Raw genomic sequence first — 26,869 nt, 5'->3', positions numbered from 1 at the left:
CCGCGTCTCCTTCACCGAGCCGGAGGAACGACCGCAAGCCGCCGTCCGCCGTGTGTCCCGGAACGGCGTGCCCGTTCCACGCGTCATCTTGCCTCACCGGTAGGGGTTGAGGACATGCCAGGTCGGTTCCAGTGGGCGACGGAGTTACGGAAACATTCCGGACAACTTTCGGGCCACTTCCGTCTCTGTCGTTGATCGCGGTCTCAGTGCTGACACACCGGCCGGTCCGTGACCCAGTGCTGGTTGACCAGGTTGACAACGGGTGGAGGGTCGGGGATGCCGCCCTCGGCGGCGATGGGTTTGGCGTTGAAGACCCGCAGGAAAAAGTTGATCACTTTGGCGACCAGGGCCGGGATGGTGTAGCCGATGCCGTACCTCGCGTTGATGGTGAGATCGGCGCGGTTGCAGCCCTCGCGGTTGGCGAGGCCCTGCAGACCACCGAAGCCCACGCTCGATCCTCGGGTGATGCCCACCGTGGTGGTGAGCCCGGCGTACAGTCCGGCGCTGAACACGACCGCGCCGAGGCCGACGAAGAACTTCACGTCGTAGTCGATGAGCAGGGCGTTCGCGCCCACCGACAGGCCGTCGACGGAGTCGACGAGGCTGCGCTTCACCTGTAGGCCGCCGGGCCAGCGTGGGCCGAACCTGCCGTCGGCGTAGCCGAAGCCCATGGTGCCGCCGAGTGAGTACTCGCCGGTCGCCCTGATCGTCGTGTGTCCGGCGCTGAAGCCGGTGCGGATGCCGATCGACTGCCGGACGGTCGCGGAGAGGGGGATGCCCAGGATGGATTCGAGAGGAACGCTGAAGGCGACCGGGACGAAGGCGACGGGATGGGCGTTCTGGCCGGTCGTGGTGGTGGCGTCGACCTGGATCCGGATTCCGGCGGCGCCGTGGATCCGCAACTCGGCCGCGGTGACCGTGGACCCGTCGATCGCCAGGTGGAACGTCGCCGAGGGTTGCTTCATCGCGAAGACGATGGTGCCGGAGAGGTCGAGCCCACCGTCGCGGTAGGAGAAGCGGGCACCGACGCCGTCGGCGCAGCAGAGGCCCTCAGCCTCCAGGTCGTTCGGTCGGGCCGCGCCTGCGGTGAGCGGCGCGGTGGCGGTGAGTGGCCGGGTGCCGGCCAGCGTCAGCGCGTTGCCGGTGGTGCTCGGGGCGCGGTCCGCGGTCGTGGGCGCCGCCGGTTCGGATCGCGGCGCTGCGGTGCTCGGGTGGACCCAGAAGGTGTCGTCGAACTCGTAGGCGGTCGCGTCGACCAGGGAGACGGGCTGTTCGGAGGTGAATTCGCCGTCCTGGATGACGTCGGTGACGTTCACGGGGCCGATGGTGACGGCGAGGTCCCGGCCGTCACGGCGGGTGTCGATCACCCGCCCGACCCCGCGTCCGGTGACGAACATGACCTTGCCCGGGGCCAGCAGACCGGCGTTGCCGGCGTCGGGGTCGAGCCGCCAGGTCAGACCCCCGTCGGTGACCGACCGCACCGCGCCGCTGCCGCCGGACACGATGACGACGTCCCGGTGGAGGGTCACGTCCGGGTGTACGGCAGGTGCTGCCCCGTAGCGCAGATCATCGCCGTCACCGCCCGACGTGGTCGGCTGCGCGCCGAAGCACGCGGTCAGGCCGAGCAGGACGGGCAGGACGGTGGTGGCGGCGACGACCCGACGGGTTCGCCGCGTCGTGGGAGTCATAACCGGGTCACCGCGTCCCGAGCCAGGTCCCGCAACGCCTGCTGGGAAGCCGCCGGATCGGCCAGGCTGACCAGCCGGACGGCGACCCAGGTGCCGCCGGCGTTGACGAACACCGCGCCGTCCTCGAGGTACGCCTCGTCACCGACGCCGGTGATGACTGTCAGATCGTGGCCGAGTTCGCGGTCGATGTCGAGGATCTTCTTGGCCCCGGCGCCGACGTAGACCTCGACCTGGGCGGTGGGTCCGCTGATCGGGCCGGTGTAGGTGCACGACTCCGGCGCGGCGACCGGATCCTGCAGGGGCGTCCCGGCCAGGCGTTCGGCGGCGGCTTTCGGCACCAACGCACACGGGTCGGCCGCCCGTGCCGGGGTCGTGGTGACGTCAGCGTGGTCGCCGGGGCCGGCGGGCGCGTCGACGGAGGGCTGCTCGACGGCGGACGGCAGCGGAGGCGGCTCGGCCGTGCCGCACCCGGTCAGCGCAAGGATCATGACCGCCACGGAGATAGCCGAGGCCTGCCGCGTTCCGGTGGTGCGGGCCGGTCCGTGGCCGGGTAGTCGTCGCACGGGTACCCCTTTCTGGTCGGTCGCAGCCGTCGTCTGCGTGGCCGGTTCGGCGTGGACGTTGCTCATCGGACTGTCCGGGCCGGATGTCAGGCGCGGTCCCGGACCAGGCCGATCAGCCGAACCGCGGTGGATCGGTCGCTGTTGTCGGTGACCCTGGTGACGACCTGGATCTCGCAGGCGCGGTCCCGGAGAGCGAACTCGGCGATGCCGCCCGAGGCGAAGCGGATGCCGTCGGCGCCGGGTTCGGTCTGTCCGTACGGGGATTCCGCCGGTAGGTCGCCGCCGACGGCGGTGCCGTCGCTGCCGATGTCGATGGTGATCGAGTGGTAGGTCTCCGGGTTCTCCCAGACGCAGGAGCTGCCACCGTCGCCGGAGTCGCCGGCCCGTGGGCCACCGGCTCCCGTGGTTCCGATCACCTGTGCGACCTCGTCGGCGGACAGCAGTGCGCAGGCATCGATCGGCTTCGCCTCGGTGCCCGCCGCGGTGACCGCGGGGGACGGGTCGCCGCCCGCCGTGGCCGGCCGGTCCGCCGGTGTCGAATCGCAGGCCGGTAGGCCGCTGAGCGCGACCGCGGCGGCTGCGAACACCCACCACCGACCCCGCCGTCGGATCGTTCCGTCCATCATGTGTCGGCCTCCTTCGCTGTCGATTCACTCAGCGCCCGGGGGTGGCCCGAGCAGTTCGATGCCGTGCCGAGCGGCGGCGTGGCCGAGGGCGGCGGGGTCGATCGGTGCCTGGTCGGGCAGACGCCGGTTCCGGGCGGGGGTGCCGGCCTCAGCGGCGAACTGCTCGAACCCGGCCGGGGTGGTGATCTGTAGGGCGCGCAGCGGCTCATCGGGCCGGACGAGGAAGGTGTGGGGCAGTCCGACGGGCAGGAGGACGAAATCGCCTGGCCCGGCGGTGAAGGCTTCGCCGTCGCAGCGGAACTCGGCGGTGCCGGACAGCAGGTAGAACAGCTCGTCCTCGTGCTGGTGTCGATGCAGAGGTGCGGCGAAGCCGGGCGGATTGATGAACTCGACGACGGTGAGACTGCCACGGGTCTGCTCGCCGGTCGCCTTGATGGTCATCAGGCTGCCGACGAACCAGTGGGCCTCTCCCTCGTCGGCGCGGCGCACGTACGGACGGCCTGCCATGGCGTCGCCTCCCTGTCTGGTGGATGCCGTCTATTCACTATCCAGCGTCCAGCGAATATGTTGCTAGTATGGCGAAGTCATGGACGGTGTCAAGGACGGAAAGCCGACCCGGCGCTACCGGTCAGCGGTGCGCGAGGAGAGCGCGCGGCGTACCCGGCGGGCAGTGGTCGGCGCGGCGACCGAGTTGTTCGTCGCACGCGGTTACGCCGGCACCTCGCTGGCTGACGTGGCGGCCGCCGCGGGCGTCGCGCGCCCCACCGTGTTCGCCGCCTTCGGGTCGAAGCCGGCGCTGCTACGACAGGTCCTCGACGAGGCGCTCGCCGGCGACGACGAGCCGGTGCCTGTCGCGCAACGGCCCTGGTTCCGGCCTGTCTTCGAGGCCGACACGCAGGCCGGCGTCCTGCACGCCTACGCCGATGTGTGCACACTGATCGGCAGGCGCGCCGCGCGGATCTTCGAGACCGTGCGGCGGGCCGCGGACGAAGCGTCCGAGGTCGCCGACGTGTGGGAGACACTGCTGCGCAACCGTCGCACGGGCGCCCGGATGGTTGTTGAACGAGTGCGTTCGCTCGGCTCGCTGCGCCAAGGCTCCGACGTCGAGCGGGCGATCGACGCTCTGTGGATCTTCAACGACCCGGCGCACTACGACGCGCTGGTGCTGCGGTGCGGCTGGACCGAGGACGAGTCCAGAGACTGGCTGGCTGAACGAATGCGGGACACGCTTCTGGTCCGCTGACCCGGTCGGATCGAACTGTCCGGCCCTCGGCCCGACCGGTGAACCGGCGCGGGCTCCGGCCAGGGCTGATAGACAGGACTGGTGCGTACCCGCGTCTGCGCCGTCGTGCTCGCGTGCGTCGCGCTGCTCGGGGGCTGTTCGCGGGCGGAGCCCCGGCCCGCCGCGCCGACCGCGTCCCCGCCGACGCCGGTCAGTCCCACGCCGAGCCCCGTCGAGCGGCTGCCCGGGTTCGTCGTGCTGACCGACGTCGACCCGCGCGTCCACGCCGACATCCGCTACGCCACACCGCACAACTTCGTCGGCCGTCCGATCACCGGCTACCGCGAACCGTTGTGCCTGCTCACCCGGCAGGCCGCCGAGGCGCTGCGGCGGGTGCAGGACGCCGCGCTGGCCGGCGGGCACAGCCTCAAGGTGTACGACTGCTATCGCCCGCAGCCGGCGGTGGACGACTTCGTCGCCTGGTCGAAGCGCCCCGGCGAGCAGCAGACCAAGGCCGAGTTCTACCCGGACGTGCCCAAGAACCGACTCTTCGCCGACGGGTACATCGGGGCGCCCACCGCGCACAGCCGGGGCAGCACCATGGACCTGACCCTGGTCGACGAACCGCCCGCCGACCAGCCCCCGTACCGGGTCGGGCAGCCGCTGGTCGCCTGCACCGCGCCGCGCGGGCAGCGGTTCGCCGACAACAGCATCGACATGGGTACGGGCTTCGACTGCTTCGACTCCCGGGCGCACACCGCCGACGCCCGCGTCACCGGCACCCCCCGGGACAACCGCCGATTGTTGCAGCGGCTGATGACCGACGCCGGGTTCGTCAACTACGACCGCGAGTGGTGGCACTACCGCCTGCGCGACGAGCCGTACCCGGACACGTTCTTCGCCGCGCCGGTGGCCCGCTCGTCGGTCGGCTGAAGCCCGGCCCGGCAGCACCGTCGTCGGGGGCGTCCGGCATGATCGTCGCAATGACCATCGAACGGATCGGCCCCCCGGTCACCGGCGACGAGCGGGAGACGCTCCGCGCATTCCTCGACTTCCACCGCGCGACGCTGGCGCTCAAGTGCGAGGGCCTGTCCGACGAGGAGCTGCGACGACAGTCCATGCCGCCCTCCACGCTCTCCCTGCTCGCCCTGGTGCGGCACCTGGCGGAGGTGGAACGCGCCTGGTTCCGACGGGTCATCGACGGCCAGGACGTTCCGTTGGTCTGGTCGGAGACCGGCGACTTCCAGCAGGCGTACGACGCCGGCTCGGCGACCCGGGCGGAGGCGTTCGCCGCCTGGGAGCGTGAGGTCGAAGAGGCCCGCCGGATCGAGCGCGCCGCGCCGTCGTTGGACGTGACCGGTCACAACGTCCGCTCCGGCGAGACGGTGTCGTTGCGGCTGGTGATGCTGCATCTGATCCACGAGTACGCCCGGCACAACGGCCACGCGGACTTCCTCCGGGAGGGCGTCGACGGCACCGTCGGGGTCTGATCGGCGGGTCAGGTCCAGTAGAGGATCCGGCAGGCGGGGACCCGGGCGGTCAGTTCGGCGGTGAACCAGCCGCGCAACTCGGCCATCGTGTCGCGCGGGTAGACGTACTTCACCGCGCCGAACCTGCCGTGCTTGCGGCTGCGGGACTCCTCGTCCATCTCCAGTCGGGTTCGCGGGTACCAACCGAGCAGCACCTCCTTGCTGCCGGGGGTGAACCGGTGGGTGATCAGCTCGGCGGTCAGGTCGAGGTCGGGCACCCCGTCGACCGCCGCGCGGACCTGGTCGAGCAACTCCCCGTAGCGTTCCCGCCAGTCGGGCAGCGCGATGATCGGCGCGATGGTCAACCCCACCGGGTAGCCGTCCAGCGCGAGTCGGCGCAGCGCGGCCAGGCGGTCCGGCACCCGGGCGGTGCCGCCCTCGAACCGTTCGCTCACCGGGGCGCAGTTGACGCTGAACCGCACCCGGGTCCGGCCGCCGTGCGGCAGCCCGACGAAGGTGCCCACGTCCGCGTACTTGGTGGTCCAGCGCAACTGCACCGGCGCGTCCCAGTCGGCGAAGTGCTGCACCGCCCGCCGCCAACTGCCGGTCAGGTGCTCCAACGCGAGCGGGTCGGTGTAGCAGGACGCCTCGAAGGTGGTGCCCTCGTCAGCGCGTCGCGCGTTGCGGCTGGTCACCGTCCCCCGCCCGGCGTACGCGGCGAGCCCGGCGAGGATGTCGTCGAGGTCCGCGTACACCCGGGTCACCGGTGGGCCGGACAGTGAGCCGGCGAGGTAGCAGTACTGGCAGTGGGCGGGGCAGCCCTCGGCCAGGTCGACCCGCCAGTCGGCGCTGGGGGCGATCGGTTGCAGCACGCGTCGCGAGGGTGGGCTCACCACGATCGCCATCGTCGCCTTGGCCCGCGCGTACGTCTCCCGGTCGGTCTGCCCGCGTACCCCGGTGAGCCGGTTGGATCTCAGGTGTTCCACCTCGATGCCCAGGGCCCGTACCCGGTCGGCGATCCGTTGCCCGTGCGGGTGTTCCAGCGCGGCGGGGGTGGCCACCACCCGGCCCGGGGTCCAGCGGCGCGCCGGTCTGGCCGGCGGCGCGAGACCGGCCAGGTCGCGGGTCGACACCCGCTCGCCGCTGGCGTCGTGCGGCGCGGGGGGTACGTCCAGGGCGAGTGGCTGGTCGACGTCGACGGCGTCCGGGCTGGTCACCGGGCCGGGGTACCCGCTGCCGCCGGAATCCCACCCGCTCGGCCGATCGGCGATTGACGTGATCAGGTCAGAGGCATAACCTTTCGTCTATCTGTAAACAATGTGAACAGATATCCCTCGACGCGGCGGCGCGCGTCCCCACCGAAGGGACGATCAGGTGATCGCAGAACTCCCCACCCGTACCAGACGAATCCTGTCGTCGTTCGTCGCGCTCGTCGTCGCGCTCACCGCCGGCGTCGCGGTCAGCGCCACCCGCTCCGCGCAGGCCGCGCCGACGTTCAAGGTCCTGGCCTTCTACAACGGCACCTGGGACGCCGCGCACATCGACTTCGTCAAGGACGCCCGGGCCTGGTTCCCGCAGGCCGCCGCCCAGCACGGCTTCTCCTGGGAGGCCACCAACAACTGGAGCCTGCTGAACACCTCCAACCTGGCCCAGTACAAGGTCGTCATGTTCCTGGACGACGCGCCGCCCACCGCCCAGCGGGCCGCGTTCCAGCAGTACGTGCAGAACGGCGGGGGATGGCTGGGCTTCCACGTCAGCGCGTTCACCACCAACCCGTCGAGCTGGAGCTGGTACTACAACACCTTCCTCGGCACCGGCTCGTTCCAGACGAACACCTGGGGACCGACCCGGGTCACGATGCGCGCCGACAACCGCACCCACGCCGCCACCCGCAACCTGCCCGCGACGTTCCAATCGTCGATCAGCGAGTGGTACTCCTGGAGCAACGACCTGCGGCAGAACCCCGACATCGACATCCTCGCCTCGGTCGACCCGTCCAGCTTCCCGGTCGGCACCGACCCCAACCAGTCCTGGTACGGCGGCTACTACCCGCTCGTCTGGAGCAACCGGCAGTACAGGATGCTGTACGCCAACTTCGGCCACAACGCGATGAACTACAGCACCAACACCGGCCTGTCGTCCACCTTCGACAGCCCGCAGCAGAACCAGTTGCTGATCGACGGGCTGCACTGGCTCGCCGGTGTCACCGGCACGCCCCCGACCACGCCCCCGCCGTCCGACGGCATCTCGCCGACCGCCTGGCACACCGTGGTCAACCGGGGCAGCGGCAAGTGCGTGGACGCCCGGGCCGCCGCCAGCGTGAACGGCACCGCCATCCAGCAGTACACCTGCAACAGCAGCGCCGCCCAGCAGTACCAGTTCGCGCCGACCAGTGGCGGTTTCCTGCGGGTCAACAATCGCAACAACAGCGCACAGGTGCTCGACGTGACCGACCGGTCGACGGCCGACTCGGCGCCGATCCAGCTCTGGAGCTACAGCGGCGGCAACAACCAGCAGTGGCGCGCCGAGGCCGAGGGCAACGGCTACTACCGCCTGGTCAACCGCAGCAGCGGTAAGTGCCTGGACGTGCCGGGAGCGTCCACAGCGGACAGCGTCCAGCTCATCCAGTACACCTGCAACGGCACCGCCGCGCAGTCGTTCCGCCTGGTGGCCATGTCATAACTCCGCGATAGCCTCGCGGCCATGGCGATTCCCGACCTGGTGCCGATCGCGCACGAGCCCGACTACCGCACCAGCACCATCGGCCACTACGACAAGGGTCAGTTCTTCGGCTCCGTCACCGCCACCCTCACCGACGGTGCCGGAGCCGAAGACGACTGGTACCGCCACAAGCGCTGGTACGCGGTGCTGCACCGGTTCGACGCCGACGGCGCGCACGTCGACTCGGACATCTGGTTCGCCGGCACCAGCGAGACCGAGGAAGCCTCCATCGACCGGGCCGAGGCCCGCCTCACCGAGTGGCTGGACGCGCTTCCCGGCCGGCACTTCGCCGACATCGCCATCGCGCTGTTCCAGGTCGAGGTCGACGGGCACGTCTTCGGGCTGGTCGACTGGTCCCACGAGTACGACGGCGCGGACCACGCCGAGTTCCTCCCCGACGACCTCGGGTTCGACCCGCCCTGGGACGGCTGCTACGACACCTGAGCCGCCCACCCGACCAGCCGGCCCCGCTCGGGCGGCGGCGATATCCATTGCGGACGCGCCCCCGCCCTCCTACTGTCAGCGGTGCACGATCACACCGATCAAACCCGAAGGGAGCACGCCATGGCGCAACGTGTCCGCACCGATGTCCTGCGGCGGCTGCTCCCTGCCGGCACCCCTGCGTGCGACACCGCCAAAACCCGTGCGTACTGCCCATTGCAGGGCGTGCCGGGGTGGCGCGACTGACGCCGACGCTGACGCGTCCGCCGGCCGCCCATCCCACCGGGATCGGGCGGCCTCTTGGTAACCACGCACCGCCTCTGACCATTTTCGGTCACCATTCGACAGAAGGAACCCACGATGGGATTCACCCCCCTCGCCGGCACCCGGGCACCGGTCCGGGTCTGGACCGACCCGTACGCCATCGAGGCGCAGGCCGCCAAGCAGCTGCGCAACATCGGCGCGCTGCCCTGGGTGCAGGGGGTCGCCGTCATGCCCGACGTGCACTTCGGCAAGGGCGCCACGGTCGGCTCGGTCATCGCGATGCGGCAGGCCGTCTCGCCGGCCGCGGTCGGCGTCGACATCGGCTGCGGGATGTCGGCGGTGCGTACCTCGCTGACCGCCGCCGACCTGCCGGACGACCTGGGCGGGCTGCGCTCCGCGATCGAGGCCACCATCCCGGTCGGCTTCACCCAGCGGCAGGACCGGGTCGACACGCGTCGGGTCCGTGGCCTGGAGCAGGCCGGCTGGGACGACTTCTGGGGCCGGTTCGCCGGCCTGGACCGGCGCGTGGCGCAGCTGGAGACGCGGGCGCGGCGGCAGCTCGGCACCCTCGGCGGGGGCAACCACTTCATCGAGGTCTGCCTGGAGCAGGGCGGGGCCGACGAGGGTCGGGTCTGGCTGATGCTGCACTCCGGATCTCGCAACATCGGCAAGGAGCTGGCCGAGCGGCACATGGCCGTGGCCCGGGGCCTGCCGCACAACGCCGACCTGCCGGACCGGGACCTGGCGGTGTTCCTCACCGGCACGCCGGAGATGGACGCGTACCGCAGAGACCTGTGGTGGGCGCAGGAGTACGCGCGGCGCAACCGGGCCGTCATGCTTGCCCTGCTCTGCGGCGTGGTGCGGGAGCAGTTCCCGCACGTCTCCTACGACGAGTCGATCTCATGTCACCACAACTACGTCTCGGAGGAGAGCTACGACGGGGTGGAGGTGCTGGTCACCCGCAAGGGCGCGATCCGGGCCGGCCGGGGTGACCTGGGCATCATCCCCGGGTCGATGGGCACCGGGTCGTACATCGTCCGGGGCCGGGGCAACCCGGACGCGTACTGCTCGGCCTCGCACGGTGCCGGGCGGCGGATGTCGCGGGCGCAGGCCAAGCGGACGTTCAGCACCGACGACCTGGCCGCGCAGACCGCCGGGGTGGAGTGCCGCAAGGACGCCGGGGTGGTCGACGAGATCCCCGGCGCGTACAAGGACATCACCGAAGTGATGGCCCAGCAGGAGGACCTGGTCGAGGTGGTCGCCCACCTCAAGCAGGTGGTCTGCGTGAAGGGCTGAGAGGTCGCGCGGGCCGGGTCACCGGCCCGCGCTGCACCCACTCAGAAACCGGCGAAGACCCGGCGCAGGTCGTCCAGGGTCACCGGGCCGGTCACCCGCACCCCGTCCGGGGTGTACGCGGCACCGAGCCGGCCGACCGCCAGCCGCAACCACGCCTCGGCGGGCGCGACCAGCTCGCCGTCGGGCTGCTCCGGCGCGTCGACGATCTCGACCTTCTCGCCGAGCCGCAGCCCGAACGTCCGCTCCGGCGCGTGCAGGCGCAGCAGCAGGGTGGCCTCCCGACCGGCCAGCTCCTGCGGTCGGCTGGTCCAGGCCAGCATCCCGCCGATCTGGTCGAGCAGCAGCGCCACCGCCCCCGGCGTCACCGCGGCGAACCTGTTGAACGCCACCTCGGCGTCCCACTGGTGCAGCGCGAACTCGCTGAGCCGGAAACGGCCCGCGGTGGCCACGTCGACCGGCTCCGGCAGGAAGCCCAGGTCGATCCGCAGCGTGGCGCGCGTCTGGGCGTCCAACGCCTCGTACGCCTCGACCAGACGCTCGTTGGCGGCGAGGAACCCGGCGGCGTGCTCGGCCGGGGACATCGCGTCCCAGCGGGCCCAGACGCCACGGTTGAAGTCCCCGTCCGGGGCGGGCGCGCCGGTGCGGGCGGCGTCCAGCGCCGCCAGGTTGATCTCGGCGCCGCTGCCCAGGTGACTCAACACCTGGGAAACCTGCCATTCGCTGGCCCCCGACGGGCGGAGCAGGTCGTCCTCCTTGAGGTCCCGCACGAGCGCGGCGAGCTCCTCGTGGCCCGCGCGCAGAGCCGTGATGATCTGGTCAGCTGGGGTGGACATGGATCTCCTCAAACGGACTTTCGACGATGGTCGGGACGTTACCGGAAGCGATCGCCGACCGGTCCGCACCCAGGTCGGGGCGGACCGGCCGGCGGCCGCGTCGGTCAGCTCAGCCCATGTGCACGGTGGTGCCGGTCGGGATGTCCTCCTTGCGCACCTTCACCAGGAACACGGTGGCCAGACCGGCGAGCACGATCAGCACCGCACCCCAGGCGAACGCCACGCTGTAGCCCTGCACCAGCGCCTCGACCTGGTTGACCGGGTTCGGTGCCCGACCGACGAGGTACGTGGCGACCGCGCTGGTGTAGAGGGTGTTCAGCAACGCGGTGCCGAGCGAGCCACCGATCTGCTGGGTGGCGTTGAGCGTCGCACTGGCCGCGCCGGCGTCGTGCTCCGGCACGCCGACCAGGGCCAGGCTGGACAGCGGGACGAAGGTGAAGCCCAGCCCCAGGCCCAGGATGACCTGGGCGGGCAGCAGGTGGGTGAGGAACGACGTGTTCACGTCGATCTGGGTCAGCACCAGCATGCCCACGGCGGCGAGCGCCGAACCGGCCACCATCAGCGGCTTGGCACCCAGTCGGGGCATCAGCTGGCTCGCGCCACCCGCGGCGATCAACACACCGGCGGTGACCGGCAGCGACGCCAGACCGGCCTCCAGGGGCTTGTACTGCAGCACCACCTGGAAGTAGAAGGTCAGGAAGAGGAACGCCCCGAACAGGCCGGCGCCGATCAGCGTCGAGGTGAGGAACGCCCCGCCCCGGTTGCGGTCCAGGATGATCCGCAGCGGCAGCAGCGGGTGGCTGGAGCGCATCTCGATCACCACGAAGGCGGCGAGCAGCACCACGCCCGCGGCGATGAAGCCGAGCGTCGCGGTGGCGTCCCAGCCGTCCTCGGCGGCCTTGGTGAAGCCGTAGACCAGGGCGACCAGGCCCGCGGTGACCACGATCGCACCGGGTACGTCGTAGCGGGTGTTGCCGTGCGCCCGGCTCTCCGGCACCAGCGGGAGCGCGAAGGCGATGGCCACGGCGGCGACCGGGATGTTCACCAGGAGGCACCAGCGCCAGTCGGCGTACTCGGTGAGCACCCCGCCGAGCAGCAGACCGACCGCCGAGCCACCGCCGGCGATCGCGCCGTACACCGCGAACGCCTTGGCCCGCTCGGTGGCCTCGGTGAAGAGGACGGTGAGCAGCGCCAGCGCGGCCGGGGCGAGCAGCGCGCCGAACGCGCCCTGCAGCGCGCGGGCGGCGAAGAGCATCCCGCCGGTGCTGGCCAGACCGCCCAGCGCGGAGGCCAGCGCGAAACCGGTCATACCGACCAGGAAGGTGCGCTTGCGCCCCCAGTAGTCGGCGATCCGGCCGCCGAGCAGCAGCAGACCCCCGAACGCCAGCGTGTAGGCGGTGACCACCCACTGCCGGTTCGCGTCGCTGATGCCCAGGTCGACCTGGGCCTGCGGCAGCGCGATGTTCACGATGGTGGCGTCCAGGACGACCATCAACTGCGAGACCGCGATGACCGCCAACGCGATCCAGCGCCGCGGGTGCGGCGCGCCTGTCGACGTCCCGGCGCCGGGGGCGCCGGGGGCGGTCGAGGTGGTTCCGGGCATGGTGGAGCCTTCCGTGTTGCGAGATGTCGGTGAGATCAGGCCTGGGACGGGCGGTCGTGCTGGTAGCGGAGAACCGGGATCAGCACCTGGTCGACGACCTGGCTGAGGAACGCGTCGTCGGCGGGTAGGCCGTGCGCGACGATGCGGGACATGGTGAGCGCGGGCGCCAGATCGTGGAACAACTCCCGTTCGCCGGCCTCCGGCGGGATCTCCCCCCGGGCGGCTGCGCGGACCAGGATGGCGGTGCTGGCCACCCGCCCGGCCGGGAGCACCTGGTGGCGCACCAGGCGTTCCAGCTCGGGGTTGGTGCGCATGGCGAAGGTCAACGCCTGCATGAGGTCGCAGTCGGCGGCGCAGATCGCGACGGTGGCCCGGAGCAGCTCGATCAGGTCGCCGCGCAGCGAACCGGTGTCGGGCGGGTTGTGCACACCCACCTGCCGGTCTCGCAGGGCGGCGACGACCAACTCGGCCTTCCCCTCCCAGCGCCGGTAGATGGTGGCCTTGCTGACATGGGCGCGAGCGGCGACGGCGTCGATGGTCAGCCGGTCGTAACCGACCTCGCGCAGCAGCGCGATGACGACGGCGAACAGGTCGGTGTCCGTGCAGCGCGGACCACGAGCCGCCGGCACCCCGGCACTCGTGCCCACCTGCTGACCACCCAGCATCCCCGACGACCCCCCCGCGAAACGATGTCGTACCGACACTAGTTCGCGGTTGCCCGAACATGCAGGCTTTCGTGAGTTGCGTCGCACCAGCTCGGCGAAACGATCACGTTTCGCCGGGCGCCGGTCGTGCGGTCAGGAACTCAGCGCCACCTCCACCTTCGTGCGGGTGCCCCAGCCGGTGCGCCAGCAGGTGACGATGCCGTACCAGCGGATCGCCCGCAGCACGACCAGGGCGAACACCACCGCGACGGGCGTGAGGAGCCAGGTGCCCCACTGGTAGGCGGTCGACTGGTCCGATCGTCGCACCGTCAGGTAGCGCAGCGCCTGCCCGTACCCGACGATCAACGGCACCGCCACCAGCCACGGAATGGCCCGCGGGTCGGGGTCGATGATCGGCGACAGGATCGCCACCGCCACGAACAGCACCGTCGCGACCACCGTGGCCGCCCAGCGCAGCAGATGCAGCCACCACGCGATCGACCGCAACGACAGGTACCGGACCCGCCACCAGGTTCTGATGAAACTGCCGCGCATCCAGCGCAGGAACATCCGGCAGAAGTGCCCGGCGTTCTCCGGCATCAGGGAGAACGCGAACGCCGACGGCTGCTGCACCGTACGTCCCCGGACCATCGCGAAGAGGGTGAGGAGGGAGTCGTCGGAGAAGGGCACCCGCCGGCCGAAGAACGTCTCCGTCAGGTACGCACCGAGGTTGTCGCGGACCACGGCGGCCCGGTAGGCGGCGATCGGGCCCGAGTTCACCCAGACGCACCCGAACACCGACAACGACGACCGGTCGGTGAGCTGCCCGGTCACCAGCCACAGGTCGGTGAACCGGGTGAGGAAGCTGCTGCGGACGTTCGCGGCCATCACCACCCCGGCGACGGACTGCACCGCCGGGTCGGCGAAGGGCTTCAACAACTCCCGCAGGGCGTTCGGGTCCGAGATGGTGTCCGAGTCCACCGTCCAGTAGACGTCCGCTGCCGGTGTCGACCGCACCGCGGCGGCCTGGGCGTGCCGTTTCCCGGCGTTGGGTTGGATGTGCCAGGCGGCGATGATCCCGTGTACCGGAGCCACGTCGAGGAACCACCGCTTGACCGGCTGGTAGCCCTCGGTCAGCTTCGACCCGTCGTCCACCACGTAGATGGTGTCCGGCCTGCGGGTTTGGAAGATCATGGATTCGAGGCAGGCCCGCAGCGCGGCGGGATCCTCGTTGTACGCCGGCACGATGCCCACCACGTGCAGAGCGTCGAGGTGCCCCTGCATCCGGTCCGTGACCATGGCCGGCTTCTCCAGATAGGCGGTGCCGAGCTGCCAGATCAGCAGCAGGAACATGATGGCGTACGCGAAGGTGAACCGGTGACCGCCTCCGTCGAGGGCGCCGATCACGGCGAGGACGTGATGGGCGGTCCACGCCGCCGCGGCGGCCAGGACGACCGCCGCGGCGAACAGGACACGACCCCTGGTGACGCTCGCGGTCACTGGCCGACCGACTGCTGACGCCGGAACGTCATCCGGATCATCAGGAAGCCGACGAGGACGGCTGTGGCACCGGTGATCGCGATGGTCAGCGGAAGGGGGAGGGCGTAGCTGCCGATACCGGCGGCGCCGCCGATCGTGACAACGCCCATACCGGTACGGGGAAGGCTGCCACCGGACATGATGGATCTCCACTCTGTGCGGGATGGTGAGGCTGTCGCGGCGACCGGTGCGACGTCGGTGTGGCCCGGCCGCCGCAGCCCTGATCAGTGAATGTGACTGTGCGCAACGGCGCGCTCACGTTCGCAAACATGGCCGCCTCGGTCAATCTCGGAGGTCACGTGAACGGCCGTCCGGCACGGCCCGACGCGCCACCTCGCTAACGGCGTGTCGAAGACGTTCCCACCGGCGCGACCTCGCCTGACCTGCGCTTTCACCGATTGCTCGGGGCGGGCCGCGCGGTGGGCCCGCAAACGGCATGCTGTCGGGTAGACGTCAGGACCGCACGTCGTCGTCGATATACGGATGACGCATCGGGTTAACACCCGTCTTCGCGGGGGCGGTCAGCCGCCCGGCGCCAGGACCACCGGGACGGTCGTCGTGTTGATCCGGGAACCGTCCCGCGCGGACACCTCGTACACCTCGATCGTGCCCTTCTGCTCCCCGGTCGTGCGCCAGCCGACCAGCACGCGGTAGCCGCCCCGGCAGCCGCTGCCGCAGCCGGCGGTGCCGAACCCGGTGGCCACCTCCCGGCCGGCGGAGTCCAGCACCCGGACGCTCACCGTCGCCTCGAACACGTCGGCCGTGCCGGTGACGACGAGGGGGGTGGTGACGCGTTCGCCGACGACCGGTCCGGTGACCACGATCGGCGGCAGCAGGTCCGCGTAGTCCTCCCGGTCGACCGGGGCCGCTCCGTCGAGGCGGACCCGGCGCACGGTGGGGAACTGGGTGAGCGTCCACACCACCTGGGCCTCGCGCAGCCGCCGCGTCGCGGGGTCGCCGGACGGGCCGCGCAGCGTCGCCGTGCCGTCGGTGATCCGGGTGACCTCGACGTCGGCCGGGACGAGGGTGCGCAGGCCGACGGCCGCCTCCGCCGCGCTCGGACCCCGGGCCAGCTCGGTCAGCGCCAGCCGGGACGTCGCCACGGTGGCCGGCCGGGACCGCCTGGTCGGCACGAGGTCCCCGGCGCGGACGAACCACAACTCGACCGTCACGCTGCCCCGGGCGGGGGTGCTCGTCGGCGACGACGGGTTGGGCGTGGACGATCCCGGCGGGCCCGCCGGTGGGGTCGGCTCGGGACGTCGGGGCGTCGCGGCGGTGGACGGCGCGACGCTCACCGGGGCCGTGGCCGCGGTGGGCGCCGGCCCGAGCGCGCCCGAGCGCGGGCTGCCACACCCGCCCACGAGCAGGACAGCGACGAGCACCAGCCCGGCGACGCCGCGCCGGTTCACACCGCACCGCCCGCCGGAATGCCGCCCCCCGGAGCCCGCTGGTGGCCGTCGTCGATCGTCGGCCCGGCCGCCGGCAACTCCAACCGGAAACAGGTACCGGCACCGGACCCGCTGCGGACGCTCAGCACCCCACCGAGCAGCACGGCGTGCTCCCGCGCGATGGCCAGCCCGAGCCCGCTGCCCGGTGCGGAGCGGGACCTGTCGACCTGGTGGAAACGGTCGAACACCCGGGACAGATGCTCCGTCGGGATGCCCGGCCCCTGGTCGGTGACCTTGAAGACGACGAGCGGGCCCGCCCCGACGACGGTGGCCCGGATCTCCCCACCGCCGTGCTCGACCGCGTTGGCGACCAGGTTGGCCAGCACCCGTTCCAACCGACGCCGGTCGGTGCGCAGGGTGACGGCGTCCCCGTCGACCAGCACCCGATCCGACCAGCCACGCGCGGCGACGATCCCGTGCAGCAGCGCGGACGCGTCGACCGCCTCGACGGCCGGTCGCTCCCGTCCGGCATCCAGCCGGGAGATCTCCATCAGGTCCTCGACCAGCCGACGTAGCCGAACCACGTCCCCGACCAGCAGCCGCGCCGCCGGCCGGGCGTCGTCGGGCAACTGGTCGAGGTGCTCCCGCAGCAGCGACGCCGCGGCCACCAGAGCGGTCACCGGGGTACGCAACTCGTGCGCGACGTCGGCGGTGAACCGCCGCTCGCGCGCCTCGGCCGCCGACAGTGCCCCGATCTTCGACTCCAGCGCCTCGGCCATCTCGTTGAACGTCGCCGCCCAGACGCTGAACTCGTCGCGCCCGCGTACCGGCAGTCGGGTGGCGAGCAGGCCCTCGGTGAGCGCTCGGGCGGCCCGACTGGCCCGACCCACCGGCTCCAACGTGCGACGGGCCAGCGCGTGACCGACCCCGGCGGCCAGCAGCACCACGAGCACCCAGCCCGCCACCAGGGCGTTGCGCAGTTGACCCAGGTCGGTGGCGACGTCGTCCTCCACCGTGAGGACGTACAGCTCGGCGGTCGAGCCCGGAATGCGCCCGCCGACCACCAGCAACCGGGGACGTTCCGCCGGGTCGGAGCGCTGGAAGCCGAGCTGTCCACCCGCGACGGTGGCCCGTAACCCGGTGCCCAGCTCCGGGACGTACGCGGGGTGCGAGGGGCGCAGCGGGCCGTCGACGAGCACCACGTGCCGGCCGCCGGCCTCGAAGCCGGCGAGCAGGTCGGCGGTGCGCTGCTCGGTCAGTGGGAGGAACTGCCCGGCGAGGACGAGTTGGTAGCGGGCGTCGGCGGCGGCCTCCCGCAACGACGCGTCCCACCAGGACTGCCGCAGCAGCAGCCCGGTCCCACCGGCGAGCAGCCCCGCCGAGACCCCGGCGACCAGGACGAACGCGATGGTCAGCCGGCGCCGCAGGCGGCCCGGGGGCACCGCGCGTCCGGCCATCGCCGTCCCTCCCGTCAGCCCACCGACAACTTGTAGCCGGCGCCCCGCACGGTCTGGACCAGCCGTGGCCGCGCCGGGTCCTCCTCGACCTTGGCGCGCAGCCGTTGCACCGCCACGTCGACGAGTCGGGAGTCGCCCAGGAAGTCGTGGTTCCAGACCAGGTGCAGCAGCAACTCCCGGGTGAAGACCTGGCCTGGTCGACGAGCCAGCTCCAGCAACAGGCGGAACTCGGTGGTGGTCAGCGGCACCTCCCGGCCGTGTCGGCGGACCACGAAGCCGCCCGGGTCGATCTCCAACCCGCCGACCTCGATGAGCGTCGACGGGACGGGCGCGCTCACCCGACGCAGCACCGAACGGACCCGGGCCACCAACTCGGGCAGGTCGAAGGGCTTACGCAGGTAGTCGTCCGCGCCGCACTCCAACCCGACCACCACGTCGATGGTGTCCGTCCGCGCCGTCACCATCAGGATCGGCACCTGACTCGTACGCCGGATCTCCCGGCAGACCTCCAGACCGTCGAGGGCCGGCAGCATGACGTCGAGCACGATCAGGTCGACGGGGTGGGCCCGCCAGGCCGCCAGGGCCTGTCGCCCGTCGACGGCGCTGTCGACCCGGAAGCCCGCGCGGCGCAGCCCGAGGACGCTGGCCTCCCGGATGGAGGCGTCGTCCTCGACCACCAGCACGCGGCCTTCCATCACCTGACTGTAGACCCGTCGCCACGCTACGCAGCCTGCCGAAACGGCTGATCCCAGAGACCAGGCAGCCCTCCGCGAAGCACCGTCCAACCGCTACGGTCAGATGATTTCGGCACCCCTCGACCAGTTCACACGAAAGGGCACGACGTGCAACGTCATGGCTGCGTGATCCGACTCCGCCCGGACCAGCGGGAAACCTACCTTCGGCTGCACGCCGAGGTCTGGCCGAGCGTCGAGCAGACGCTGCGCGACGCCAACTTCCGCAACTACACCATCTTCCTGCACGGCGACCTGCTCTTCGGCTACTACGAGTACGTCGGTGACGACTACGAGGCCGACCTGCGGTTCATCGCCGCCGACCCGCAGACGCAGGAGTGGTGGAAGCTGACCGACCCGTGTCAGGAGTCGATCGCCGAGCCCGGCTCGGGGGACTGGTGGGCTCCGATGCGCGAAATCTGGCACCTGACCGACGAGGCACCCGGCCAGGCCTGACGCCGGCCTCGGCCGCCACCCCGCTGTGTCGATCATGGAGTTGTGGTGCCCGGTATCGGGAATTCCTGGCGGCTATGTCGCCACCACAACTCCATGATCGACGAGGTGAGGCGATGACCGGGTACGCCTAGGGCAGCCACCACGGGGCGAGGTACGGCGCCGATGCTCCCTCGGTCGCGAAGGACCACCCGCCCGCCGGTGCGCTCTGCAGCCTGACGACGACGTTCGCGACGTAGGCCGAGCTGACCGGGCGGAAGTCGACGTCGCTGTACCAGGTCCTCCCGTTCGGGGCGCAGAAGTCCGACGCGCTGTCGGTGTAGGTCACCACCACGCCGTTCTGGTAGGTGACGACCATCTGGACCCGGACGCACTCGCCGGACGCGTTGTTGATGTAGATGCGCCCGAGCAGCCGAGGCTCCCAGGTGCCGTTGACGAGATCCCACTCCAGCCGGCCGTCGGCCTTGGGATCTCCGGAGATGTTGCCCAGGTCGCCGTCGCCGAAGTCGAAGTGCCGTTCGGTGATGGAGAACCGGTCGGTCCGCTGCACCGCGGCCTGCGCCGGGCTCGCGGCGATCAGCCCGAGTGTGCACACCACCAGGGGTACCGCCAGGAGCCGGGTCGCCGTTCTGCTGATCCGCATGTCTTCCTCCTCGATCGCGCCGCGGCCACTGCGCGGCGTCTGAATCGAGTCTCGGCAGGGGGCTCAGGGTCACGTCACGATCCGCTCCGGGTGGCGACCCGGTGCAGGCGCACCATGACGCCACCGTGAGGTTCGTCCGGACCATGGTGGTGCCCGGCCAGAGAGGGCCGGCGAGCGTGAGGGAGTGACATGCGCACGGTGGACATCGCACGACGGACGGCGGTGGGCGCCGTCGCCGTCGCACTGGGTACGGCGGCGGGGGCGGCTGCGCCGAACGGACCGGCCCACGCGGGAGGGTACGCACCGGTACGGGTCGAGGAGGCCAGCGACAGCGACGGAAGCGTGACCAAGGTCGTCACCGCGACCTGCCCGGGGGCGCGATCCGTTTTCGCGGCGGGTGCTCGGATCGTGAACGGGAACGGCGGTGTCGTGCTGACCGCGATGGAGCCTGACGCGGAACTGACCACGGTGACCGTCACCGCGACAGCCCGGACGGGGCACGCGGGCGCGTGGTCGGTCGTTGCCTATGCCACGTGCGACTCGTCGACGAGCCCACCGGTGCGAGCCACGGCCACGGTCGGATCGGCGTCGACGGTGGAGGTGAGCTGCCCGGGCGGCACCCGGTTGGTCGGCACCGGCTTCCGCTTCGACGGACCGGTGGACCAGACGTACGTCGACGAGGTCGCCTTCGGCCCCGGTCTGCGCACGGTGCGGGTGCACACCGGCGGAACCGCCGAGCCGGCGGATCTCACCGCCGTCGGGGTCTGCAAGGAGCCGACTCAACCGACCGGGCCGCCCGGCGTCCGCGTCGAGGCCACCAGCGGGTACGACGGCACGTGGCCGAAGACGGTCGTCACCGCGGATGCCGGTCCGGACGCCCACGTGTACGGCGTCGGCGCCCGCGTGACGGGCGCGGGACAGTTCTTCCTCAGCGCGATCGTGCCCAGCGCGACCCTCCGTCAGGCGGGCGCCGAGGCCGTCCGGGCGAGCCAGGTACCGGGAGCGGTCGCCGCCCGGGCCGGTGCCGCAGAGGACGGTTCGGGCTCGGTCACCGTATCCGCCATCGAGATGGCCGCCTTCCATTGATGGGCCGGCGGTCGCGAGCCGACGAACTCGGTCGGGGCGGGGTCTCCCGCCGCCGCCAGCGGCCCCGCCGTCAACGCCTGCGGTCGGCCGCCCGCGCACGCCGGTGGTCGGCGGCGGCTGGGGAGCCCCGGTGGTCGGCGGCCTGCGGCTGCCGACCCGGACGGCCGGGCGCGAGGATGATCTCGTCCGGCGGGTGCACTCCGATGGCGGACATCGCCTCGCGGTACCGGGCGAGCGCCCGGCGTGCCTCGCCGTGCTGGCCGCCCGCGGCCAGCGTGCGCACCAACGCCCGGTGCGCCGGCTGGTCGTACGGATCCCGTTCCAGGAGCCGCAAGAGGTACGTCACCGCCGCCGCCGGCCCCGCCGTGGCTCGGCTGACCTGGGCCAGCATGCGCAGAAGGCTCAGGTACGCCGCCCGCGCCTCCTCGCGCAGCGGGCCGGACCAGTCGGCGTACGGCTCGTCCTCGAACGCGTCGGCACGGTACTGCCGGTCGGCGGCCAGCAGCACCGTCCGCCCTTCCGCCAGCGCTCCCCGCTCCACCAGGCGACGCGCGTGCGCGACGTGCGCGAGGAATTCCTCGACGTCCACCCGCAAGCGGCTGACGTCGAGGCCGATGCACGCCTGGTCGGCGACGAGGAAGTGGTCGGGGGCGAACGTCTTCGTCGGGTCGAGCACCCCGCGGACGATCGAGAGCAGGACCGACAGCCGGTGCCCGGTGCGATCCGGGTCGTCGTCCGGCCAGAGCAGTTCGCACAGCTCGCTTCGCGGCACCGGCCGGCCACGCCGGGCGACGAGGATCCGCACCAGGTCGCGCGCCTTGCGGGACTGCCACTGCGAAGCCGGCACCGGGCGACCGTCGAGGTGCACCTCGAACCGGCCGAGAGCCCGGATCACGACCCGCTGATAGATCGGCCCGGTGCCGGGCGCCCATTCGCCGGAACTGCTCGCCGTCCGATCCACCTGGGCGCCGGCGAGAGCGACCTGCTCGCCCGCGAGAAGGCCGGCCAGCCGATCGTCGATGTCGGCCCCGGGCAACCGCCCGAGTACGACCAGCAGCCGGGCCGCCTCGACCGCCGCACCGGCCCGGTTCCAGATCACGCACCCCTCACGCAGCGCCTCGCGCGCCCGCCCGAGGTCCTGCTCGGCCGCAGCCCGCAGTTCGAGCGCGTCGGCCAACCCGGCCAGGTCGCCCTGACCGCGCGCGATGCGGGCCGCCTCGCCGGCGAGCGTGGTGGCCCGGTCGGGCGCGGCCGTCCGGAGCGCCACCCAGCCCTGGGCCAGCAGTGCCGGTACGACGATCTCGTCCGCGACGTCCCGGGCGGCCCGGTCGGCGAGCTGCGCCGCTGCGGGCACATCGTCGTCGAGTCGCACCAACGCCAGCCCGGCGAGCGCGGGCACCAGGACATGCGCGTTGCCGGTCTCCTCGGTGACCCGGATCGTCTCCTCGTACGCGGCGCGCGCCTGCTCGCGCCAGCCCCGCCGGCGGTACAGCTCACCCAGCCCGAGGAGGGCGTGGATGAACCGGCGGGAGCCCTTCTGCTGGTAGAACGCCAGCGCCGCCTGGTACCGCTGCACCGCCTCGTCGTACCGGCCGAGCATCGCCAGCGCGTCCGCCTCGTTGCTGGTCGCGATGGCGCGCAGGCTGGGCGCGCCGGCCAGTGCGGCATACCGGGCCGACCGCTCGGCCATCGTCAGCGCCTCGGCGAAGCGGCCGGTGCGCAGGAACTGGTGCGTGCGATTGGTGTGGATGCGGGTGAGCAGCAGGACGTCACCGGTGCGTTCCGCGATCGGCAACGCCAGGGCGAAGTGCTCCTCGCTGCCCGCGCGGTCGCCGGCGACACTAAGGCACAGGGCGACGCTGAGGTGGGTCGTGGCCAGCACGTCGTCCTGCCCGGCGCTGGTCGCGGCAGCGAGCGCCTGCCGCGCGTAACCGGTGGCGGTCTCGGTGTCGCCGGCCAGCAGGTGTGCGTGTGCGGTCCAGGCGAGCAGCAGCGCCCGATCGGCCGGCGGGGCGGACCGGGCGAGCGGCCGGCCGAGGATCGCCAGGGCTGCCCGGGCGTCACCCCGCTGGTAGTGGATCCGACCCAGCCGCCAGGCCAGACCGGCGTCCCAGGACTCCTCGGCGACGGCGTCGTACTCGCGGGTGGCCGCCCCCAGGTCTCCGAGGGTGCGTAACGCGTCGCCGAGCAGCAGGCGCAGCCGCCGGGTGCGAAGCCGTTCCGGCAGCATGCGGACCAGCTCGATCACCGCAGGAGAGCGACCCGCCGCGATCATCCGATCGCCGTGCGCGTCGAGCACCCGGGCACCCGCCGGGTGATCCCCGGCCCGCAGGTACTCGCGGGCTGCGGCGACCGGCGGTCCGTGCTCGTCGTACCAGGCCGCAGCGGCGGCGGCCGTGTGGCGGACCTGGTCGGTGGTCGGTGCTCGGTGCCCGTGCCGGGCGGTCTCGACGACGATCGGCACGAGGTGGTCCTCCGGCGTCGGTGCGCCCGGCCCGGCCGCCGCCCAGGCCTGCCGGGTCAGCAGACCGGTGCGGCGCAGCCCGTCGACGACCCGCGCGGCACCGCGATGGCCGAGCGCCCGGCACAGCCCCACACTCACCGGCGTCAGCGCACCGACCTGGCGGAGCAGTCGGCTGGCCTCCGCCGGCAACGCGGCGAGCACCTCGTCGGCGATGTACCGCGCGATCGGCCCACCGGGCTCGCTGAGGATCGGGGCGAGCGGCCCGGACGGCACCCCGCCCAGCCGCAGGGTCTCGGCGGACAGATGGACGAGCGCCGGCCAGCCGCCGGTCGCCGCGTACACCCGGTCGGCGAGGTCCGGCGTGGAGAGGCCGTACTCCTCGGCGATCAGGTCGGCGACCCCTTGCGGAGAGAGCGCCAGGTCGGCGGGGCCCAGTTCGGTCCAGAGACCGCTGCCGAGCAAGCGGGTGGCCGGCGCCGACAGCGGCCACCGAGAGGCGAGGACGACTGTGACGTCGTCCCCCCACCGCCCGACCTCGTGCAGCAGGAGGTGCAGCTGCTCCGCCGAGGTCGGCGGCAGGTCGTCGACCACGACCAGGCGGTCGCCGGCCGCGACGGCGTCGGCGACGAGTTGACGTACGGGTCCCTCGTCGCCCCGGCACCAGCGGCCATCGGTTCGGGGGAACCAGCGGCGCAGCGCAGTGGTCTTGCCGTAACCGGCGGCGGCCACCACGCAGCAGACTCCCCGCTGACGACCTGCCCGTAACGGATGCACCGCGTTCCTCCCGGCCGTGCCGCGCGAATCCGGACGATCGATCGGCGTCCGTGGATTAAGGGTTCACCGGCGGCGTCCGGCGAGGCAAGACCCGGGTTGGTCGCGTACCCGATCCGCGATGCGCGCGTGTCGAACCCCGCGCGACTGAGTGTCCGCCGGCCGGGGCGCCGCCTTCCCGGGACGGCCGGTAGCAGGTCACCACTGGTGCGCGACGTCGAGCACGATCCGGCTGTGCGTGCCCGGCCCGGCCAGCACGAGCACGCGGAACGGCAGGCGCGCCCGAACTCCCACCGCGAAGGTGCTGTAACCCTCGAAGCTGCCGCCGAAGACGACGTCTCGCAGCGTCGAGTAGCGCAGCGGGTTCGCGACGTGTTCGCCGACCGCGTAGGGCACGGTGCCCTGGTGCGCGTCGTCGTACGCCGGGGCCCGCAGCGAGACCCGGAGCAGCGCGCCACCGGCGGTGTACGGCGACAGCGCCAACCCCTCGCCCTCGGTCCAGGTCTCGCCGTAGCCGATGGCGTACCCGTCGACCGGCCCGGCGAACTCGAACACGACCCGGTCGTGGCAGTCGTGCCGGCCGGTCCGTACCTCGGTCAACGGGGCGTCGCTCAGCGCCCCGGCCGACTTCTCCGCGCTGCCCCAGGTGATCCCGCAGTAGGCCGCGGCGCTGCTGCCCGCCGCGCTCGAACCCGCCGCGCTGGTGCCGGCCGTGCTGCTGCCGGCGCCGGCGACCAGTCCGGCGAGGACGACCGCCGCCACTGTCAGTGCGCTGGTGATCCTCATCGTGATCCCTCCGTTCGGTCCTCGGGGTCACGTCGCGGCGGAATTGCCGGTGACCCTCTGCCGCCACCGTCGTCCGTCCCCGGCACAGGCGCTTCGCCGCGGCGTAACCGCCGGGTAACAGCCGTCGTCCGGGCCGGTATGACGCTTCCGCTATGACACTCGCCGCTCACGCACGGCCTAGCATCGACACATATCAATGACCGGTGACCGTTGGTCGCCGGATGACCCCAGGGGAGTGCATGATGTTCCGACGACGACTGCGACGTGTGGCGCTGGCCATGCTCGCGGCGACCCTGGCGGCAGCCGGGGTGCAGCTCAGCACCGGCGCGCCGGCCGCCGCCGTCCGGACCGTCTACTACGACGCGAGCCGGACCGGCGAGTTCCGCACCAACTTCGACCAGGCCGCGCAGATCTGGAACAGTCGGGTCGGCAACGTCCGGTTGCTGGCCGGCACCCCGGCCAGCATCACCATCTACGTCGACGACGGCTGGCCCCGGGCGCAGCCGACCGGCCTCGGCTCCGGGCGGATCTGGATGGGCCGCACGGCCGTCAACCAGGGGTACGACCGCAACCGCATCGCCGCCCACGAGATCGGTCACATCCTGGGCCTGCCGGACCGGCGTACCGGCCTCTGCTCCGATCTGATGTCCGGCAGCAGCGCACCGGTCTCCTGCCGCAACGCGAACCCCAGCTCCGCCGAGGCGAGCCGGGTGAACTCGCTGTTCGCCGGCAGCCTGGCCGCGCCGGCCGGCACCACGTACACCTGGACCGGCGCCTCCGACGTCGAGCCCCTGGTGGTCGGCGGCCGTCCGGCCTCGGAGAACTACCCCTTCATGGTGTACGTCTCCGGTTGCACCGGCACCCTGATCAAGGCCAACTGGGCGGTCACCGCCAAGCACTGCTCGACACCGTCCTCGGTGCGGGTGGGAAGCATCACCCGCACCAGCGGCGGCAGCGTGGTGCGGGTGACCCGCGCGGTCAACCACCCCAGTGTCGACGTCAAACTGCTGCAACTGGCCAGCTCGGTCACCTACGCCCCGGCCCCGATCCCGAGCACCTCCGGCGCGGTCGGCACGGCCACCCGGATCATCGGTTGGGGCCAGACCTGCGCGCCCCGGGGCTGCGGCTCCGCCCCGACGGTCGCCAACGAGCTGGACACGTCCATCGTGGCCGACGGCAGGTGCTCCGGCATCAACGGCCCGTACGAGATCTGCACCAACAACACCAACGGCGACTCCGGCGCCTGCTACGGCGACTCCGGCGGCCCGCAGGTGCGGCGCGTCAACGGGGTGTGGAACCTGATCGGCGCGACCAGCCGGGCCGGCAACAACAACTCCACCTGCGCCACCGGCCCGTCCATCTACGTCGACCTGCCCTCGATCCGTTCGTGGATCTCCACCCAGGTCGGCGGCCTGCCGGTCTGACCACCAGGGACACCGAGGCGGGGACGCGCAACACGTCCCCGCCTCGGGTGCGGCAGGGTCACCCAGCCGATCCCACGATGCGATACGGTGCCTGGCACATCGACACACCGGAGGTGGCCGTCGTGCCTGCCGTCGTCGCCCTCGTGCTGACCCTCGCGCTCGCGCCCGCACCGTCGCCGTCGGCCACCTCGGGCCCGGTCGGTGACCTCCTCGGTGGCGTCGGCCGGATCGTCGACGACCTGCTCGACGGCGACCGTCCGCCGAGCGTCACCCCGACCCCGCCGACCCCGCCAAGCCCACCGCCGACCACCAACCGACCCAGCTCCGCGGTGCCCACCGTGACCACCCCGGCCAGGGTGTCGTCGACCGGTGCCCCACCTCCGGCGGCACCCGCCGGGCCCGCCCGCCCCGGCGGCGGCGGCGAGCGTACGGGCAGCCGCGAGGCCCCGCTGCCCGTACGCGACGCCGACGCCCCCGCTCCGATCGGCGCGCCGCCCGCCGACTCCGACAGCGGCAGGTGGCCGCCCGTGTCGTACCTGCTGCTCCTGGGTGTCCTGGTGGTGCTGGGGCTGCTGGTCCTGCGTCGCCGTGCCCCGGGCCCCGCCGCCGCACCGGTGCCCGCCCCCGCTCCCACTCCCGACCCCGACCCCGCGCCGAACAACGTCAGCCGCCTGCCGACCAGCCTGAACGCCGTCTACGAGTTGGGCCGGCTGGACGAACGGACGGAGCAGGAACGAGGCCGCCGCAGCTGAGGCGG

26 protein-coding genes are annotated in these 26,869 nt (G+C 72.2%); 10 read left to right on the top strand and 16 right to left on the bottom strand.

Going from position 1 to position 26,869, the window contains the following annotated elements:
- Positions 1-203 precede the first annotated feature (203 nt).
- The 4 genes from O7617_RS30990 to O7617_RS30975 all read right to left on the bottom strand — a co-directional run bounded on the left by O7617_RS30990 (position 204) and on the right by O7617_RS30975 (position 3,384).
- Positions 204-1,688 (bottom strand): hypothetical protein, encoded by a 1,485-nt coding sequence (locus O7617_RS30990; RefSeq protein WP_282260002.1) that lies wholly within the window; start codon positions 1,686-1,688, stop codon positions 204-206.
- Positions 1,685-2,176 (bottom strand): hypothetical protein, encoded by a 492-nt coding sequence (locus tag O7617_RS30985; RefSeq protein ID WP_282264922.1) that lies wholly within the window; start codon positions 2,174-2,176, stop codon positions 1,685-1,687. The genes O7617_RS30990 and O7617_RS30985 overlap by 4 nt, the downstream gene beginning before the upstream one ends.
- A gap of 161 nt (positions 2,177-2,337) precedes the next feature.
- Positions 2,338-2,877, bottom strand: a complete 540-nt coding sequence (locus O7617_RS30980; RefSeq protein WP_282260001.1) for a hypothetical protein — start codon at positions 2,875-2,877, stop codon at positions 2,338-2,340.
- Positions 2,878-2,901: 24 nt separating this feature from the next.
- A complete protein-coding gene (locus tag O7617_RS30975) occupies positions 2,902-3,384 on the bottom strand; it encodes a quercetin 2,3-dioxygenase (protein ID WP_282260000.1) in 483 nt (160 codons plus the stop codon).
- 79 nt (positions 3,385-3,463) lie between these two features.
- On the opposite strand from O7617_RS30975, the gene O7617_RS30970 reads away from it, so the two are divergent.
- From O7617_RS30970 to O7617_RS30960, 3 genes are all read left to right on the top strand, one after another.
- The gene (locus O7617_RS30970) at positions 3,464-4,120 is read left to right on the top strand and encodes a TetR/AcrR family transcriptional regulator (protein ID WP_282259999.1); all 657 of its coding nucleotides are present in this window, start codon (positions 3,464-3,466) and stop codon (positions 4,118-4,120) included.
- A gap of 123 nt (positions 4,121-4,243) precedes the next feature.
- Positions 4,244-5,032: a M15 family metallopeptidase gene (locus tag O7617_RS30965; RefSeq protein WP_282264921.1), complete on the top strand. Its 789-nt coding sequence runs from the start codon at positions 4,244-4,246 to the stop codon at positions 5,030-5,032.
- A gap of 50 nt (positions 5,033-5,082) precedes the next feature.
- On the top strand, positions 5,083-5,589 hold the full coding sequence (locus O7617_RS30960) for a DinB family protein (protein WP_282259998.1): 507 nt from the start codon (positions 5,083-5,085) through the stop codon (positions 5,587-5,589).
- An 8-nt stretch (positions 5,590-5,597) separates the two neighbouring features.
- Here O7617_RS30960 and O7617_RS30955 read toward each other — a convergent pair whose 3' ends face one another.
- On the bottom strand, positions 5,598-6,785 hold the full coding sequence (locus O7617_RS30955) for a spore photoproduct lyase family protein (protein WP_282259997.1): 1,188 nt from the start codon (positions 6,783-6,785) through the stop codon (positions 5,598-5,600).
- Between the two features lie 157 nt (positions 6,786-6,942).
- Between O7617_RS30955 and O7617_RS30950 the strand changes: the two genes are divergently transcribed.
- The 3 genes from O7617_RS30950 to O7617_RS30940 all read left to right on the top strand — a co-directional run bounded on the left by O7617_RS30950 (position 6,943) and on the right by O7617_RS30940 (position 10,290).
- Positions 6,943-8,250, top strand: a complete 1,308-nt coding sequence (locus O7617_RS30950; protein ID WP_282259993.1) for a ThuA domain-containing protein — start codon at positions 6,943-6,945, stop codon at positions 8,248-8,250.
- 21 nt (positions 8,251-8,271) lie between these two features.
- Positions 8,272-8,733, top strand: coding sequence for a hypothetical protein (locus O7617_RS30945; RefSeq protein WP_282259991.1), 462 nt, complete (start codon positions 8,272-8,274; stop codon positions 8,731-8,733).
- A gap of 357 nt (positions 8,734-9,090) precedes the next feature.
- Complete coding sequence (locus O7617_RS30940; RefSeq protein WP_282259990.1) at positions 9,091-10,290, top strand: RtcB family protein; 1,200 nt, start codon at positions 9,091-9,093, stop codon at positions 10,288-10,290.
- 41 nt (positions 10,291-10,331) lie between these two features.
- Here the strand turns inward: O7617_RS30940 and O7617_RS30935 are convergent, their stop codons facing one another.
- From O7617_RS30935 to O7617_RS30900, 8 genes are all read right to left on the bottom strand, one after another.
- On the bottom strand, positions 10,332-11,123 hold the full coding sequence (locus tag O7617_RS30935; protein ID WP_282259989.1) for a maleylpyruvate isomerase family mycothiol-dependent enzyme: 792 nt from the start codon (positions 11,121-11,123) through the stop codon (positions 10,332-10,334).
- Positions 11,124-11,232: 109 nt separating this feature from the next.
- A complete protein-coding gene (locus tag O7617_RS30930; protein WP_282259988.1) occupies positions 11,233-12,726 on the bottom strand; it encodes an MFS transporter in 1,494 nt (497 codons plus the stop codon).
- A gap of 35 nt (positions 12,727-12,761) precedes the next feature.
- A complete protein-coding gene (locus tag O7617_RS30925; protein ID WP_282259987.1) occupies positions 12,762-13,391 on the bottom strand; it encodes a TetR/AcrR family transcriptional regulator in 630 nt (209 codons plus the stop codon).
- 132 nt (positions 13,392-13,523) lie between these two features.
- Positions 13,524-14,870, bottom strand: coding sequence for a glycosyltransferase (locus O7617_RS30920; RefSeq protein WP_282259985.1), 1,347 nt, complete (start codon positions 14,868-14,870; stop codon positions 13,524-13,526).
- On the bottom strand, positions 14,867-15,049 hold the full coding sequence (locus O7617_RS30915; protein ID WP_282259983.1) for a hypothetical protein: 183 nt from the start codon (positions 15,047-15,049) through the stop codon (positions 14,867-14,869). Before O7617_RS30915 ends, O7617_RS30920 begins: the two co-directional genes overlap by 4 nt.
- A 381-nt stretch (positions 15,050-15,430) precedes the next feature.
- Positions 15,431-16,318 (bottom strand): Gmad2 immunoglobulin-like domain-containing protein, encoded by an 888-nt coding sequence (locus tag O7617_RS30910; protein WP_282259981.1) that lies wholly within the window; start codon positions 16,316-16,318, stop codon positions 15,431-15,433.
- Positions 16,315-17,754 carry a HAMP domain-containing sensor histidine kinase gene (locus O7617_RS30905; protein WP_282259979.1) on the bottom strand — a complete coding sequence of 480 codons (1,440 nt, stop codon included), beginning with the start codon at positions 17,752-17,754 and terminating at the stop codon, positions 16,315-16,317. Before O7617_RS30905 ends, O7617_RS30910 begins: the two co-directional genes overlap by 4 nt.
- A 14-nt stretch (positions 17,755-17,768) precedes the next feature.
- Positions 17,769-18,449: a response regulator transcription factor gene (locus O7617_RS30900; RefSeq protein ID WP_282259978.1), complete on the bottom strand. Its 681-nt coding sequence runs from the start codon at positions 18,447-18,449 to the stop codon at positions 17,769-17,771.
- A 165-nt stretch (positions 18,450-18,614) separates the two neighbouring features.
- Here O7617_RS30900 and O7617_RS30895 point away from each other — a divergent pair, with 165 nt between their 5' ends.
- Entirely contained in the window at positions 18,615-18,941 is a 327-nt protein-coding gene (locus tag O7617_RS30895) for an L-rhamnose mutarotase (RefSeq protein WP_282259977.1), read from the top strand.
- A 127-nt stretch (positions 18,942-19,068) separates the two neighbouring features.
- Here the strand turns inward: O7617_RS30895 and O7617_RS30890 are convergent, their stop codons facing one another.
- Positions 19,069-19,581: a hypothetical protein gene (locus O7617_RS30890; protein ID WP_282259975.1), complete on the bottom strand. Its 513-nt coding sequence runs from the start codon at positions 19,579-19,581 to the stop codon at positions 19,069-19,071.
- 189 nt (positions 19,582-19,770) lie between these two features.
- Between O7617_RS30890 and O7617_RS30885 the strand changes: the two genes are divergently transcribed.
- A complete protein-coding gene (locus tag O7617_RS30885) occupies positions 19,771-20,667 on the top strand; it encodes a hypothetical protein (RefSeq protein ID WP_282259974.1) in 897 nt (298 codons plus the stop codon).
- Between the two features lie 70 nt (positions 20,668-20,737).
- Here the strand turns inward: O7617_RS30885 and O7617_RS30880 are convergent, their stop codons facing one another.
- A complete protein-coding gene (locus tag O7617_RS30880; RefSeq protein WP_282259973.1) occupies positions 20,738-23,905 on the bottom strand; it encodes a BTAD domain-containing putative transcriptional regulator in 3,168 nt (1,055 codons plus the stop codon).
- 195 nt (positions 23,906-24,100) lie between these two features.
- Positions 24,101-24,688, bottom strand: a complete 588-nt coding sequence (locus tag O7617_RS30875; RefSeq protein ID WP_282259971.1) for a hypothetical protein — start codon at positions 24,686-24,688, stop codon at positions 24,101-24,103.
- A 242-nt stretch (positions 24,689-24,930) separates the two neighbouring features.
- On the opposite strand from O7617_RS30875, the gene O7617_RS30870 reads away from it, so the two are divergent.
- Together O7617_RS30870 and O7617_RS30865 are read left to right on the top strand one after the other, a co-directional pair.
- The gene (locus tag O7617_RS30870; protein ID WP_282264920.1) at positions 24,931-26,112 is read left to right on the top strand and encodes a snapalysin family zinc-dependent metalloprotease; all 1,182 of its coding nucleotides are present in this window, start codon (positions 24,931-24,933) and stop codon (positions 26,110-26,112) included.
- Positions 26,113-26,234: 122 nt separating this feature from the next.
- On the top strand, positions 26,235-26,864 hold the full coding sequence (locus tag O7617_RS30865; protein WP_282259969.1) for a hypothetical protein: 630 nt from the start codon (positions 26,235-26,237) through the stop codon (positions 26,862-26,864).
- Positions 26,865-26,869 lie beyond the last annotated feature (5 nt).

Source organism: Micromonospora sp. WMMD1155, assembly GCF_029581275.1.
Lineage (GTDB): Bacteria > Actinomycetota > Actinomycetes > Mycobacteriales > Micromonosporaceae > Micromonospora.
The sequence above is the reverse complement of the archived record's forward strand: the minus strand, read 5'-3'. Positions and strand labels throughout refer to the sequence as shown.